Origin of the sequence: Corynebacterium sp. (assembly GCF_030535495.1) — a bacterium.
Taxonomy (GTDB): Bacteria; Actinomycetota; Actinomycetes; order Mycobacteriales; family Mycobacteriaceae; genus Corynebacterium.
Map to the genome: position 1 here is coordinate 1 of NZ_JAUNRW010000057.1, position 13,995 is coordinate 13,995.

Annotated in this window: 19 protein-coding genes; 12 read left to right on the forward strand and 7 right to left on the reverse strand. The window is 67.1% G+C overall.

Annotation, left to right across the window (positions count from 1 at the left end):
- Positions 1-8: 8 nt before the first annotated feature.
- From rpmG to Q4F73_RS08020, 4 genes are all read right to left on the reverse strand, one after another.
- Complete coding sequence (rpmG, locus tag Q4F73_RS08005; protein ID WP_040085297.1) at positions 9-173, reverse strand: 50S ribosomal protein L33; 165 nt, start codon at positions 171-173, stop codon at positions 9-11.
- Positions 174-176: 3 nt separating this feature from the next.
- A complete protein-coding gene (gene rpmB / locus Q4F73_RS08010) occupies positions 177-413 on the reverse strand; it encodes a 50S ribosomal protein L28 (RefSeq protein WP_040085299.1) in 237 nt (78 codons plus the stop codon).
- A gap of 192 nt (positions 414-605) precedes the next feature.
- Positions 606-1,223 carry a response regulator transcription factor gene (locus tag Q4F73_RS08015; protein ID WP_303358829.1) on the reverse strand — a complete coding sequence of 206 codons (618 nt, stop codon included), beginning with the start codon at positions 1,221-1,223 and terminating at the stop codon, positions 606-608.
- Positions 1,220-2,314, reverse strand: coding sequence for a sensor histidine kinase (locus Q4F73_RS08020; RefSeq protein ID WP_303358830.1), 1,095 nt, complete (start codon positions 2,312-2,314; stop codon positions 1,220-1,222). The genes Q4F73_RS08015 and Q4F73_RS08020 overlap by 4 nt, the downstream gene beginning before the upstream one ends.
- A 111-nt stretch (positions 2,315-2,425) precedes the next feature.
- Between Q4F73_RS08020 and Q4F73_RS08025 the strand changes: the two genes are divergently transcribed.
- The 8 genes from Q4F73_RS08025 (at position 2,426) to Q4F73_RS08060 (ending at position 8,220) form a co-directional block, all read left to right on the forward strand.
- A complete protein-coding gene (locus tag Q4F73_RS08025) occupies positions 2,426-3,301 on the forward strand; it encodes a CPBP family intramembrane glutamic endopeptidase (RefSeq protein WP_303358831.1) in 876 nt (291 codons plus the stop codon).
- Positions 3,302-3,430: 129 nt separating this feature from the next.
- Positions 3,431-3,697 (forward strand): type B 50S ribosomal protein L31, encoded by a 267-nt coding sequence (locus Q4F73_RS08030; protein ID WP_303358832.1) that lies wholly within the window; start codon positions 3,431-3,433, stop codon positions 3,695-3,697.
- 15 nt (positions 3,698-3,712) lie between these two features.
- Positions 3,713-3,886: a 50S ribosomal protein L32 gene (rpmF, locus tag Q4F73_RS08035; protein WP_085550106.1), complete on the forward strand. Its 174-nt coding sequence runs from the start codon at positions 3,713-3,715 to the stop codon at positions 3,884-3,886.
- 101 nt (positions 3,887-3,987) lie between these two features.
- Entirely contained in the window at positions 3,988-4,683 is a 696-nt protein-coding gene (locus Q4F73_RS08040; RefSeq protein ID WP_303358833.1) for a response regulator transcription factor, read from the forward strand.
- Between the two features lie 104 nt (positions 4,684-4,787).
- Entirely contained in the window at positions 4,788-6,152 is a 1,365-nt protein-coding gene (locus Q4F73_RS08045) for a HAMP domain-containing sensor histidine kinase (RefSeq protein WP_303358834.1), read from the forward strand.
- Between the two features lie 97 nt (positions 6,153-6,249).
- A complete protein-coding gene (locus tag Q4F73_RS08050) occupies positions 6,250-7,395 on the forward strand; it encodes a S1C family serine protease (RefSeq protein WP_368660518.1) in 1,146 nt (381 codons plus the stop codon).
- A gap of 41 nt (positions 7,396-7,436) precedes the next feature.
- Positions 7,437-8,027 carry a molybdenum cofactor biosynthesis protein B gene (locus tag Q4F73_RS08055; protein ID WP_303358835.1) on the forward strand — a complete coding sequence of 197 codons (591 nt, stop codon included), beginning with the start codon at positions 7,437-7,439 and terminating at the stop codon, positions 8,025-8,027.
- Complete coding sequence (locus Q4F73_RS08060; RefSeq protein WP_303358836.1) at positions 8,020-8,220, forward strand: hypothetical protein; 201 nt, start codon at positions 8,020-8,022, stop codon at positions 8,218-8,220. Before Q4F73_RS08055 ends, Q4F73_RS08060 begins: the two co-directional genes overlap by 8 nt.
- A gap of 5 nt (positions 8,221-8,225) precedes the next feature.
- Here the strand turns inward: Q4F73_RS08060 and mscL are convergent, their stop codons facing one another.
- From mscL to Q4F73_RS08075, 3 genes are read right to left on the reverse strand one after another with little or no spacing between them, the layout of a single operon-like run.
- Positions 8,226-8,621: a large conductance mechanosensitive channel protein MscL gene (gene mscL, locus Q4F73_RS08065; RefSeq protein ID WP_303358837.1), complete on the reverse strand. Its 396-nt coding sequence runs from the start codon at positions 8,619-8,621 to the stop codon at positions 8,226-8,228.
- A 56-nt stretch (positions 8,622-8,677) separates the two neighbouring features.
- Positions 8,678-9,310: an SAF domain-containing protein gene (locus tag Q4F73_RS08070; protein ID WP_303358838.1), complete on the reverse strand. Its 633-nt coding sequence runs from the start codon at positions 9,308-9,310 to the stop codon at positions 8,678-8,680.
- Positions 9,311-9,359: 49 nt separating this feature from the next.
- Positions 9,360-9,953 carry a 5-formyltetrahydrofolate cyclo-ligase gene (locus Q4F73_RS08075; RefSeq protein ID WP_303358839.1) on the reverse strand — a complete coding sequence of 198 codons (594 nt, stop codon included), beginning with the start codon at positions 9,951-9,953 and terminating at the stop codon, positions 9,360-9,362.
- A gap of 37 nt (positions 9,954-9,990) precedes the next feature.
- Here Q4F73_RS08075 and Q4F73_RS08080 point away from each other — a divergent pair, with 37 nt between their 5' ends.
- The 4 genes from Q4F73_RS08080 to glpR all read left to right on the forward strand — a co-directional run.
- Positions 9,991-10,950 carry a UTP--glucose-1-phosphate uridylyltransferase gene (locus tag Q4F73_RS08080; protein WP_303358840.1) on the forward strand — a complete coding sequence of 320 codons (960 nt, stop codon included), beginning with the start codon at positions 9,991-9,993 and terminating at the stop codon, positions 10,948-10,950.
- Positions 10,951-10,967: 17 nt separating this feature from the next.
- Complete coding sequence (glp, locus tag Q4F73_RS08085) at positions 10,968-12,242, forward strand: gephyrin-like molybdotransferase Glp (RefSeq protein ID WP_303358841.1); 1,275 nt, start codon at positions 10,968-10,970, stop codon at positions 12,240-12,242.
- 6 nt (positions 12,243-12,248) lie between these two features.
- Positions 12,249-12,941 (forward strand): GNAT family N-acetyltransferase, encoded by a 693-nt coding sequence (locus tag Q4F73_RS08090; RefSeq protein WP_303358842.1) that lies wholly within the window; start codon positions 12,249-12,251, stop codon positions 12,939-12,941.
- Positions 12,942-13,031: 90 nt separating this feature from the next.
- A partial coding sequence (gene glpR, locus Q4F73_RS08095; protein WP_303358843.1) for a gephyrin-like molybdotransferase receptor GlpR occupies positions 13,032-13,995 on the forward strand: 964 nt, incomplete at its 3' end.

Genomic DNA, 13,995 nt, shown 5'->3' on the forward strand with positions numbered 1-13,995 from the left:
GCCATAGATTATCGCTCCTCGCGGAATTCGACGTGCTTGCGGGCGATCGGATCGAACTTCATCAGCGAGATGCGATCGGGGTTGTTGCGCTTGTTCTTACGGGTGACGTAGGTGTAACCGGTGCCAGCCGTGGACTTCAGCTTGATGATCGGACGAATGTCATTACGTGCCATTAGTTAGATCTTCTCCCCACGTGCACGGATCTTGGCGACAACGGACTCGATGCCGTCGCGGTCGATGACCTTGAGACCCTTGGTGGAAACGTTCAGGGTGATGGTACGGCCCTCGGAGGGCAGGAAGAACCGACGACGCTGCACGTTGGGGTTCCAACGGCGCGAGTGACGTCGGTGCGAGTGCGAGACGGTCTTGCCGAACTGCGGCTTACGTCCCGTGACCTGGCAAATAGCCGACATGGGTTTTCTTTCTCCTAGCCGCCCACGTCGAAAAGCATGCAAGGACCGCGCCGCACCGATGATGTCGTACCCTCGTGACTGAGTACGGGTCGGGGCGCAGTCTTTAAGCCAGCTGACGGGGCGTAGACGTTTACTTCGACAACAGCAAGGGACAACTCTACAGACCGGGGCGGCGAAAACCTAATCCCGAGTTCACAGGCCAAACGCCTTCGCCAGCCGCAGCGCCAGCATGGTGCGGTCGCCGGCCTGCAGCTTCCGCAGCAGGGCCGAGACATGGTTTTTCACGGTTCCTTCCGCCAGGACCAGTTCCGCGGCGATCTGCTGATTGTTGAGTCCGGTTGCCACGAGCTTCGCGACGACCCGTTCCGTCCGCGTGAGCACCGCCAGCTCATCGTCGTCCCGGCTTGTCGACGCCCACGCGTAGCGCGCCACCCGCGGGTCCAGGATCATGCCCCCCTCGGCGGCCGCCCGGATCGCATCGGCCAAGGCATCGGGGTCGACGTCTTTGAGGAGGTAGCCGGAGGCGCCGGCCGCCACGAGATCGGCGACGAGCTCGGAGTCGTCGAAGGTCGTCAACACCAGTGTGGGCACGTGCGGGGCGCAGGCACGGACCACGGCGAGGCCGTCGGTGCCGGGCATGGCGGCATCGGTGATGATGACGTCCACCCCGTGTTCCCGGGCCAGAGCCAGGGCCTGGGAGCCGTCGGTGGTGGTGGCGACGATGTCGATACCGTCGATGGTCTCGAACAGCAGGCTCAGGCCGCGCAGCAGCATGGCGTGGTCGTCGATGAGCAGAACGCGCAGGGTCATGGTTCCTCCGGGAGGGTGAGGGTGAGCAGGGCGCCGTGGTCGATGCCGCCGTGGGGGTCGATGGTGAGGGTGCCGCCCAGGGAGGCGGCCGCCTCCTGCAGGCCCCGCAGGCCGAAGTCCGGGGCGGCGTTGTTGCCGCGGCCGTTGTCGGCCACGGACACCGACCGATCGCGGAGGGTGATGCGGACCCGGTCGGCGTCGGCATGCCGGACGACGTTGGTCAGCGCCTCCTGGACGACACGCAGGATCAGTTGCGCCCGCGGCTCATCCGGTTCGGTCTCGAGTGCGGTGTCGACACTCACCTGGAGGCCGGTGGTGTCGAAGGAGGCGGCGAAGTGCTCGAGCGTGGCGCCGAGATCATCGTCGACGAGTTCCACCGGACGCATGGCGCGCACGGTGGAACGCATGACGTCGAGGGATTCGGTGGTGGCCTCCCGCGCTCGTCGCACCTCGGCCCGGGCCCGCTCCGGATCCCGGTCGATCATCCGCTCCGAATAGTCGAGGCTGAGTCCGATGGTGGTCAGGCGGTGGCCGAGGCCGTCGTGGAGGGTGGCGGCGATGCGCTCGCGCTCCTGGGACAGGGCCAGCTCGCGGGAATCCCGCAGGCTGGCCCGCAGCCGCTCGTTCGCCTCCTGCAGCTCATCGAGGGCACGTTGCCTACCGCGGATGAGCCCCGCGACGGCCAGACCGGCGGCGACGAGGAGAACGGCGTTGGCGGTCTCCCCCAGAACGTGCGGCCAGGCGCTGCCGACGACCAGGTGGATGCCACCGGTGGTGGCGATGACCACGGCCCCGTACACCAGTGCCGCCCGGTCGCCCAGGGCCAGCAGCAGGACGATGATGGTCATCCACTGCAGGCCGATGCTCGTCGGTGAGTTGGCGATGAGGAAGGAACAGTAGCCCACCACCGCGAAGCTCATCGCCGTGGCCGGACCCGGGCGCCACAACCACAGGCACCAGGCCGCGAGCAGGACAAGCCCGGTCACCCCGCCCAGGACCTGCTGGGGCACCGGGCGATGCTCCGCGAGCACGGCGCCGAGAAACAGCAGTAGCGCCACGCCGAAGAAGAAGGAGAGCAACCGTCGGTCCATGCCTGTCACGCTACCGGCGGTCACCCGTGACCCGGGTCATGATTTCGGCCCGTGGGAATCGTGACCGGAGGGGGTTCTGGGACGTCACTGCAGCCCATAGCGTCTACAGGCATGACTACCACTCAGAAACTCCAGGACAGCCCGCTTCTTCCCGTCACGTGGTGGGGAGTGCTCATCCGCATCGTCGTCGGCTCCGTGGCCATGTTCGCCGCGAACATGGCGCGCGTGCCCTTCCACGACTGGGCCCAGCGACGATGGCCGGACGGTGATGCCCAGCTGCTGTCCACGGCACTGATCTTCCTCATCACCCCCCTCATCATCGTGGGCGGTGTGCTGGCGTGGATGCGGTGGGTGGAGCGGACGTCGATAAGCATCACCGGGCTGACCAGGTACCGGACGATGCTGCCGGGGTTTGTCGGCGGGCTGGCCCTGGCCGGCCTGGCGATCATCCTCGGATGGATCGTGCTGGCGGCCCTGGACCAGGGGCAGGCGGAACCGCCGATGCTCGACGGCAACGACATGACGCAGGTGTCCACGGGCATGCTGCTGGTGTTCGTCGTCGTGCGGGCGGTGCTGCTGCAGGGGCTGCCGGAGGAGCTGATCTACCGCGGGTGGTTCTTCCAGCTCACCCGGAATCGCCCCTGGCTGACACTGGTGTGGACCACGCTGGCGTTCACGATCATCCACCTCACCTCCTCCGGTGGGCAGCAGAACCCGATGGACCACCTCTTCTATCTGGTCATGCCGCTGGGTATGGGTGTCCTCGGTGGTGCCGTGGTGTTGTGGCGGGGATCGGTGTGGTGGGCGGTGGGAACCCACGGTGGCCTGCACATCTGGCTCGCCGTGGCGTCCGCGGCCTATCCGCTGACCCTGGGGCGGGAGGCGTGGATGGTGCTCGGGTGCACGCAGATCCTGGTCGCGGTGGTGATCCTCACCCTGTGGCACCGCGGCAGGGTGCAGCGAGACTCCCATAGCACGGAATTTTAGGAATCCGGCACCCGGGGAGTAGGATGGTCCGAGTTGTCAATCTCCAACCCAACTCAGGCACGATCCGGGCCTCTGTACGACATGCCCTGGAACCGACCTGATGTTCTATCCTGAGGGAATCGAGACTTCATGAAGAATGATATCCACCCCGACTACCACCCGGTGGTCTTCCAGGACGCCGGCACCGGCTTCAAGTTCCTGACCCGTTCCACCGTCACCTCCGACCGCACTGTCGAGTGGGAGGACGGCAATGAGTACCCGCTGATCGTCGTTGACGTCACCAGCGAGTCCCACCCCTTCTGGACCGGTGCGCAGCGTGTCATGGACACCGCCGGCCGTGTCGAGAAGTTCGAGAAGCGTTTCGGCGGCATGGCCCGCCGCAAGAAGAAGGCCTAAGGAGGTAGAAGAACCATGGCAGTTCCGAAGCGAAAGATGTCCCGCGCCAACACCCGCATGCGCCGCTCCCAGTGGAAGGCCGACAACGTCGCCCTCCAGGAGGTCAAGGTGGACGGCCAGACCGTCCGCATCCCGCGCCGTCTGGTGAAGGCCGCACAGCTGGGCCTGGTCGAGGTCGAGCAGTTCTAGTTCCGCCTCACCCCACGGTGATCTGATGACACCGACCCCCCGATCCACACTGCTGGAGGGGGGTCGGTGTCTTTGTTTCGGGCGTGGTACATAATGGGGTAATGAACATCCTCGTGGTAGACGACGAACAGGCCGTCCGAGAGTCCCTGCGCCGCTCCCTCATCTTCAACGGCTACAACGTCTCCCTGGCGGAGGACGGGGTGCAGGCGGTGGAACACATCGACGTCAACCGCCCGGATCTGGTGATCCTGGATGTGATGATGCCCCGCATGGACGGGCTGGAGGTCTGCCGCACCCTCCGCAGTTCCGGCTTCGACCGGCCGATCCTCATCCTCACGGCCCGCGACGGTGTCTCCGACCGTGTCGCCGGGCTCGACGCGGGCGCCGACGACTATCTGCCGAAGCCCTTCGCCCTCGAGGAACTGCTGGCACGCGTGCGTTCCCTGTTGCGGCGGGCAGCGCTCGAGACCCCCGGGGAACAGAGTGGCCAGCAGGACCTGGAGTTCGAGGATCTGTGTCTGAACACCGAGACCCGCGATGTCTCCCGCGGAAACCGGCAGATCAGCCTCACCCGGACGGAGTTCTCGCTGCTGCAGCTGCTCATGCGAAACCCGCGCCGGGTGCTGTCCCGGGCCACCATTCTCGAGGATGTGTGGGGCTATGATTTCCCGACCTCGGGCAATGCCCTGGAGGTCTACATCGGCTACCTGCGGCGCAAGACCGAAGCAGAAGGGGAGTCCCGACTGATCCACACCGTCCGTGGTGTCGGTTATGTCCTGCGTGAGACGGCCCCGTGATCCTGCGTCGGACGGCGACGATACCTTCGGCGGAGCCGGAACCGGACTCGGGGGCGTCGGGTGGCTCATCTGCCGCCGGCACCGAGCGCGGTGACATTCGGGGGGTGCCGACGAACCTGCGCTGGCGGTTGTCGCTGCTGACCTTCGCGGTGGTGGCTTTCGCCGTGGGGTTGATGAGCTTCATCACCTATTTCACGGTGTCGCTCACACTGACGGCCGGGGTGGACAGTGAACTCGAGGAACTCTCCGGCGTGATGCTGGAGAAGACACTCGATCCCTTCTACCTGACCGATCTGGACCAGGAGATCCTGCAGTTCAAGTCCTATCACCCGGAGACCCGTATCGCGGTCTCGCCTCCCGGCTGGTCGTTCTCCCGCGGCGATGCCATTCCCGTGGGCGGCGAGTTACGCGGCTCGAGTGAATCCTCGGGTACCTCGTTTCGCACCGTGGGCAGGGAGCGGATCATGTCGAAGACGGATTCCCTCGGGGCCACGGTGGTGCTGGCCAGGGACATGGGCAATACCCACCAGTTGATCACGTCTCTGGGATCGTTGCTGCTGGTGATCGCGGCACTGGGTACCGTCCTGGCGATCGCGGCCGGACTGGTGGTGGCCGCAGCCGGCCTCACGCCGCTCAAACGACTGCAGCGGGCCGTCGATTATGTCGCCCACACGGATGATCTGCGCCCCATCGCGGTGCAGGGCAACGACGAGGTCGCTCACCTGACGATGTCCTTCAACGCCATGCTCGCGGCCCTGCAGGAATCACGCACGCGCCAGTCGCAGCTGGTCGCCGATGCCGGGCACGAACTGAAGACACCGTTGACGTCGATGCGCACGAACATCGAGCTGCTCGTTCTGCTCAACCAGCCGGGTGCGGAGAACCGCATCTCGGCCTCGGACCGGCGCGACCTGGAACGGGACGTCATGGCGCAGATGACGGAGCTGTCCACCCTCATCGGTGACCTGGTGGACCTGGCCCGTGAGGAATCCGCGGAGACCGTCGTCGAGGCGTTCGATCTGGACGAGGTCATCGTGTCCTCCCTGGAGAGGGTGCGGCGTCGCCGCCAGGATCTGGATTTCGACGTGCACCTCATCCCCTGGCAGCTGACGGGCGACCAGTTCTCCCTCGGCCGGGCCATGCTCAACCTGCTCGATAACGCAGCCAAATGGTCGCCCCCGGAGGGGCAGGTGCGTGTCCGGATGACGATGCTTGCCGACGACCGCATCCAGGTCACCGTCGCCGATTCCGGCCCGGGAGTGTCCCTGGAGGACCGGGAGCGGGTGTTCGAGCGTTTCTACCGGGCGGCGGAGTCACGCTCCCAGCCGGGCTCCGGACTGGGGCTGTCCATTGCGCGGCAGGCGGTGATCCGGCACCGCGGCAGCATCCGGATCGACGAGTCCGACGATGGCGGAGCGCTGGTGATCGTGGAACTGCCGGGGCGACCGCAGGTCACCGCGTCCAGTTAACGTACAGAATGGCTTCAGGAATGGCCCAGAGCAGAGGAGCACAATGTCCGGCATGCACGAAAGACCGTCTTCTGAGCCTTCTGAGCCTTACCAGCCGGTGAGCTCGCCCTACCAGCAGCAGCCGGCGGACCACAGCGCGGAGGGACCCCCGACGCCGGACACCGGGTCGGGCAAGCGCACCGTGGGACTCGGGACCGCGCTGGCGCTCATGCTGGTCGCTTCGGTCGCCTCCGGTTCCATCGTCGGCCTCGTCACCGCGAACTCGGACACCGGCTCGGGGGCGGAGGCCGTCACCTCGCTCAATGAGCCGAGCGCGCCGGCGGCTCAGGCGCCACCCGGGGGCGTGGAAGAAGTGGCCACCGATGTCCTGCCGACGGTCGTCTCCCTCCAGGTGGCCACCCGTATGGGTGCCGGCGAGGGATCGGGATCCATCATCTCCTCCGACGGTTATGTGCTGACCAACCATCATGTCGTCTCCGGCGCGGACGGTGGTTTCGGTCAGATCGAGGTCACGCTCAACAACGGACGCACGCTGCCCGCGGATTACGTCGCCTCGGACGCCCCGACGGATATCGCGGTGGTGAAGATCCGTGACGTCTCGGATCTCCCGGTCATGCAGTTCGGTGACTCCGATGCGCTGCGCGTGGGCCAGGAGGTCGTCGCGATCGGTTCCCCGCTCGGCCTGAGTGCGACCGTCACCTCCGGCATCGTCTCCGCGCTCAACCGCCCGGTCCGGGCCTCGGACGGCGGCGGCGAGTCTTCGCTCATCGACGCCATCCAGACCGATGCCGCGATCAATCCGGGCAACTCGGGTGGTCCGCTGGTGGACATGTCGGGCAACCTCGTGGGGATGAACTCGGTCATCGCCTCCATGAGTTCCGGACGGGAGGCTGGCTCGATCGGGCTGGGATTCGCGATTCCCGCGAACTTCGCCAAGCGCGTCGCGGACCAGCTCATCTCCGCCGGGCAGGCCACGCACCCGATGCTCGGGGTGCAGGTGGCCGGCCGGGCGGATGTGCACGGTGCTCTCATCGCCTCCGTGGAGCCGGGGAGCCCGGCCGACACGGCGGGCATACAGTCCGGGGACGTGGTGCGTCGCGTCGATGAGCGCATCATCGACAACTCCGATGCCCTGGTGGCCACGATCCGGTCCCAGGAATTCGGGCAGACCGTCACTCTCGAAGTTCTGCAGCCGGATACGGGGCAGAGCCGAGAGGTAGAGGTTACTCTGACCTCAGAGTGAATCACCAGATATTAGACACGAGCTATGTAAGAATTTCCAGAATGGAGAATATCGTGCACACCGTCGATGAGCCCCCGCGCACGTCCGCACTACTCGATGTCGTCGAGCCGGATGCGGCCTTTCTGATCGCGACCGAAAGAGAAAGTACCCCGCCGGCTCGTCGTCGGGCGCTGGTGGTCCTCGTCGCGGACCATGTCCTCGGTTCGGGGGAGGACACCGACCGGCTGGTCACCGAGCTACTGGTCGAAGCCGGATTCTCTGTCGATGCAGTGGTCTCCGTCCGCTCGAAGAAGTCCCAGATCCGGCAGGCCATTGAGACCGCTGTCGTCGGGGGCGTGGATCTGGTTCTCACCGTCGGTGGGACCGGCGTGGGGCCCCGTGACCGGACACCGGAAGCCACCCGCTCGGTGCTGGATCAGCTGGTACCCGGCATCGCGCAGGCGCTGCGGTCTTCCGGGTTGGCCTGTGGTGCGGTCGACGCCTGCACCTCCCGGGGCATTTCCGGGGTGTCCGGCTCCACCGTGGTGGTCAATCTGGCAGCCTCCCGCGCGGCGGTCCGCGACGGTATGGCCACCCTGACGCCGTTGGTTCACCACGTCATCGATCAGCTGCAGAAGTACAGCGTTGAGTAACAGAAGGTCCCGGCGGCGGGTCGTCCGGAAATCGGACGCCGCCGACATCGACCGGAACGCCGACCGCCCGGACTCCCTGTTCGGGAATGTCCGGGCGGCGGATGGGGAGAGGGAGGTCATCCTCGACCCGGAGGCCGAGGAGTCACTCTCCGCGGAGGAGTTCTGGCGCGAACAGCGCCCTCCCCACTACTGACGTGACTAGCGCTTGAGCAGGTCGCGGATCTCGGTGAGGAGCTCGACGTCGGTCGGCTGCGGCTCATCCTCGTCCTGCGGGATGCCACGCTTGGCGGCGGCGATCTCGTTGAGCTTGTTCATCGGGGCGACGATGATGAAGTAGACGACTGCGGCGATCAGCAGGAAGTTGATCGCGGCGGTGATGACGGCGCCGAAGTCCAGGAAGGTGGCGTCGTTACCGGAGATGACGTGGAAGCCGAGGCCGGAGACGTCTGCGCCACCCAGGGCGGCGATCAACGGGTTGATCAGGTTGTCGGAGAAAGCGGTGACGATGGCGGTGAAGGCGCCGCCGATGACCACGGCGACAGCCAGGTCAATGACGTTGCCGCGCATGATGAATTCCTTGAAGCCCTGAAGCATGGTGGTCCTTCCGATCGAAACTGAGAGTTTTTCAAGAACGAACAAACTCTAGACGATCAATCGTGATTTGGGGAGTGGGATGTGAGTACAACCGCGAGGGGCGACGAGAGGGATGCTGCCGCCACCGCGTGAGCGGACTCTTCCGGCAGTCCGATGAGGAGAGTGCCCGGAGTGTCCCGGGTATCCACGAGAATGACCCGTCCACCTGTGGAAATCACGTCTGGTTCTGCCCGTTCGGATCCGCCTGCCAGCACCGTGACTTCATCTCCGTGTTGTAGCAGGGGCAGGATTTCGGGTTCGGAGAGTCTCACCGGCACCACGGTCGTGATTTCACCCACAAAGGATGTGTTTAGGTCTGTACCGATGAAACGGGTGGTGCTCACGATCTCACCGGCAGGGGCGTCCACGGCCAGGATCCGGCCCTCGATGTCGTGCGGATCGCGCACCGCGGTGGAGGGCAGGAGCGCCGGCGGGACGCTGACGAGCGCGACGTCGTCACGCTCCACCGCGGAACCCGCGACCACCGGGCGGGTGAACACCAGGGCGCGCGGAGTGCCGGGCCCGGCGTCGCGAAGCAGCAGTATCAACGCCGCACCCAACAGCAGGACGGCGAGAACCCGCCGCAGCAGGACGGCGCGGCGCCATCCGGGAGTGCGTATGAAGGACAGGAATCGGGTAATGACAGTCATACAGTATTGGACTGTCCCGGAGCCCCGGCGGTTCCCCGGGGCCGAAAAGTCAGCGGAAGTGGCGAACTCCGGCGGGGGTGATCGCCATGTCGACGGGCATGTCATGGTCCTCGGCGGGGATGTCATCACGAATCTCGCCGTTGTAGAGCAGAACGGCGGTCCGCGGCGGGTTCTCCGCCCCCGCGAAACGGGCCAGGGAACGGTCGTAGAAGCCGCCGCCCTTACCCAGGCGGATGCCGTCCGGAGAGACCCCGAGGGCGGGAACCAGGATGAGTCGGCAGAGGGTGATGGCGTCCGGGCCCAGGCGCTCGCCGGTGGGTTCCGCGATGCCGAGCACACCCGGGGACAGGGCCAGGCGCCCCTGATAGGGAGCCCAGTCCAGGCGACCCCCCGGCAGGGAGACCGGCAGGAGGAGTGAGGAGGCTTCGCCGTGGAGGGCGTCGAGAAGCAGCGGCCCGCCGGGCTCGCCGGGGAGCGGGGAGTAGGCGGCCACGGACGTCTCGACGGGAGTCAACGACCGCAGCAGTGCGGCCGTGTGCGCGATGATCGCGGCGTCCTCGCTGCTGGCCTGCTCGGGCGACATGTCCTGACGCGCCTGACTCATCCGCGTCCTGAGTTCCCGTTTCTTCTCCCGGATGTCCATACCCTCAGCGTAACCGTGCGGGGTAGGCTGGTGCGTTATGAGCTTGTCTACCTCTGATCACCCGCATGGCGTGAAGACCGTGATTGTTCCCGCCGCCGGCATGGGGACCCGCTTTCTTCCCGCCACCAAAACGGTTCCCAAGGAGCTTCTCCCGGTGGTCGACACCCCGGGCATTGAGCTGATCGCCGAGGAGGCCAATGCCCTCGGCGCCTCCCGCCTCGCCGTGATCGTGGCGCCGAACAAGCAGGAGGTGCTGCGGCACTTCGAGCAGTTCCCCAACCTGGTGGAAACACTGGCGGAGCGCGGCAAGACCGAGCAGGTGGAGAAAGTCCAGCGCGCCGGCAAGCTGATGACCCCCGTCGCCGTCGAGCAAGAGAAGCCGCTCGGGTTGGGGCACGCCGTGGGGCTGGCGGAGGCCGTGCTCGATGAGGACGAGGATGTCGTCGCCATCATGCTGCCGGATGATCTCGTGCTGCCCATGGGTGTCCTGGAGAAGATGGCCGCCGTGCGCGCCGCGCTCGGGGGATCAGTGCTGTGCGCCTTCGACGTCCCGCGCGAGGATGTGTTCAACTACGGCGTGTTCGACATCGAGGAGATTCCCGCCGATGCCGGACTCGAGGCGAAGACCGTCAAGCGGGTCGTCGGAATGGTGGAGAAGCCCGATGCCGACGACGCTCCCTCCACGTTCGTGGCCACCGGCCGCTACCTCCTCGACCGGGGCATCTTCGACGCCCTCAAGCGCATCAAGCCGGGCAAGGGCGGGGAGATCCAGCTCACCGACGCCATCGAGCTCATGATCCGCGAAGGCCACCCGGTCCACATCGTCGTGCACGAGGGGAAGCGCCATGACCTGGGCAACCCGGCCGGCTACATCCCCGCCTGTGTCGATTTCGGCCTCGCCCACCCCCAGTACGGCCCCGTGCTCAAGCGGGCCATCACCGAGATCCTTGCCGAGCACGAGGCGGCCGCTGCCGCCGTTTCCGCCGACCAGGACTGATCCCCGAGGAGTCTGCAGTGCGTTCCGTTGAGCACCAGCTCGCTCTGGTCACCGATGCCGCGGTCACCCCGGAACCGGTCCGCATCGCCATCGCCGACGCCCTCGGTCTCATGTGCGCCGAGGAGGTCCAGGCGACCCGTGCGCTGCCCGGTTTCCCGCAGGCGGCGATCGACGGATACGCGGTCCGCGCCGTGGATGTCGGCGGGGAAAAGGGCCTGGGGGCCCCGGTGCCGGACCCCGACGCCCCGATCGAGCCGGTGGAACGCTCCCTGCCCGTGGTCGGCGAGGTCGCGGCCGGTTCCCAGCAACCCCTGCGCCTGCAGCCCAAGCAGGCGGTGCGCGTGCACACCGGTGCGCCTTTACCGACGCTTGCCGACGCCGTCCTCCCCCTCGAGTGGACCGACCGCGGTCGCCGTCGCGTCACCGCTCAGCGCGTCGTGCGCTCCGGGGACTTCGTCCGCCGCACCGGCGATGACATCCAGCCCGGAGACGTCGCCGTCACCGCCGGTTCCATTCTCGGCCCCGCGCAGATCGGCCTGCTGGCTGCGGTGGGTCGCTCCAAGGTGCTGGTCTATCCGCGTCCGCGTCTGTCGGTGATCTCCGTCGGCCGGGAACTCGTCGACATCGACCGGGAGCCCGGGCTGGGGCAGATCTTCGACGTCAACTCCTATGCGCTGGCCGCCGCCGGCCGCGAGGCGGGCGCGGAGGTCCACCGCGTCGGCATCGCCGTCGGTGAGCCGCGGCGTCTCAAGGAGATCGTGGAGGGGCAGATCCAGCGCAGTGAGGTCATCGTCATCTCCGGCGCCGTCGGCGGCCAGGGTTCGGAGATGTTCCGGAAGGTGCTGGAGGAACTCGGGGAGATCGACACCGCCCGAGTCGCCATGCATCCGGGGTCCGTGCAGGGTTTCGGTCTGCTGGGCAAGGAACGCATCCCGGTGTTTCTGTTGCCGAGTAATCCGGTGTCGGGGTTGGTCACCTTCGAGGTTCTCGTGCGCCCGCTCATCCGCGCCTCATTGGGCAAGCGCAACACCGCGCGCCGGGTGGTCCGGGCGCGGGCGCTCAACCACATCGCCTCCCGTGAGGGGCGGCAGGGTTATATCCGCGCCCGTCTCATGCGTGATGCCGAGACCTCCGATTATCTGGTCGAGGGCATCGGCGCAGCCACCGGCGCCCCGGCCCATCTGCTGGCCGGCCTGGCGGAGGCCAACGCACTTATCCGGGTGCCGGAGGAGGCCACGGAGATCCGTCCGGGCGATATCGTCGACGTCATGTTCCTCGCCCAGGGCAGCTGAGGATCCGTGTTCGATCCTTTCGGGTGGTCCGCCCGTACCTATCACCAACCCGGTCGCGGGCCCCGCGACATGGTCCATCCGGGGTGGCCGGAATCCACCCCGACGGTGCGGCTGCGTGACGGCGGGCGGCTCCGCCTGCGCCCCCTGACCAGTCGCGATGGGCGCGACTGGCGTCAACAGCGGCTTCTCGACGAAGCCCACCTCCGCCCCGTCGAGCCCACCGCCCGGGACGGCTGGGGGGCTGCGCACTCGCAGTCGGCATGGTGGGGTTTCTTCTCCGGGATCCGTGACGCGGCGCGGCGTGGGCAGGTGGTGCCCCTGGTGATCGAGCTGGAGGGGCGTTTCGCCGGGCAGGTCACCCTGGGCACCATCCAGCACGGCAGCGTCTCGGACTGTTGGATCGGCTACTGGGTGTTCTCCGCGGTGCAGGGTCGGGGAGTGGCCACCGCCGCCTGCGGCCTGGGCACCGACCATGCTTTCCGACGCCTCGGTCTCCACCGCGTCACCGCCACCTACCTTCCCGATAACCCGGCGTCCGGCAAGGTGCTGGCGGCCAACGGTTTCCGCGAGGAAGGGTACCTGCGATCCAACCTGCACATTGACGGCCGCTGGCGCGACCACCATTTCGTCGCGCAGAACAATGAGGATCACCGCGATTCCTGCGTGGAGCGTCTCCGCGCCGCCGGACGATTGCGCTGATCCACCCCGGCGTGGCAGGGCGGTGGCCCGATTGGGCACCGATACTCTGAACACGAATCCTTGTCCCCTCCCCAGGAAGGTGCACGAATCGTGTCCAGTAGCCTGATCATCGTCCTGATCATCGTGGTGTGGCTGTTCGTGCTCGCCCCGCTTCTCATGCGTGGGCAGAAGCCGATCCGCAAGGCCGGCGAGGCCTTCGACGACACCCGCGTCATCCACCAGGGTGGCTCCGGTGACCTGCCCGCCCGTCGGCGCCCGCGCCTGAGCGCCGCCGACATCCGCCCGGCGTCCCGCCCGGTGGAGGAGGACGATCTGGAGCTGGTCGACGTCGACGAGGTCCTCATCGACGACTCTCCGCGCCCCTCCCGCCCCTTCCGCGGCCTGTTCACCCGCGCGCAGGATCCCGCCGCGGACGAGGTCGTCGACGGTGGTGTGGTCCATGAGCTCGAGTCCGGTGAGCGTATCGACGCCGCCGAGTCCCCGGACGCCGTCACCGCCGAGGTGGATGAGTGGGACGACTGGGACGAGGAGTCCACCTACGCCTACGACGACACCTACACCTCACCGTCGGATCTCATGTATCCGGACTCGATTGACTCGGTGGTGGACATCGTTGAGGACGAGGATGGGGACGAAGACGAGGACGCGGCCGGCGTAGAGTCCGCAGCTGCGGACTCCGCGGAACCTGCCGACGCCGAGGATCTCTCCGAGGAGGAGATCGAGTTCGCCGAGCACCGCGCCTCCCGCGGTGGCTGGGATCCGGTGGCCGACGCCGCGTCCTCCACCGGCCGCTACCAGCGCCGTCAGCGCACGCTCATCGGGCTGGCCATGGCGGTGGTGCTCACCGGCATCCTGGCGTTTGTCGTGGGTGGGTGGACCTGGGTGCCGGCCGGTGTCGCGGCCGCCGCCGCCGTCCTGTATCTCGTCGCACTGCGTACCCAGGTGCGTGAGGAGCAGGCACTGCGCGCCCGTCGCATCCGTCAGCTGCGCCGTGCCCGGCTCGGTGTGCTCAGCGCCGCCGACGAAGAGCTGTCCATCCCCGGCCACCTGCGCC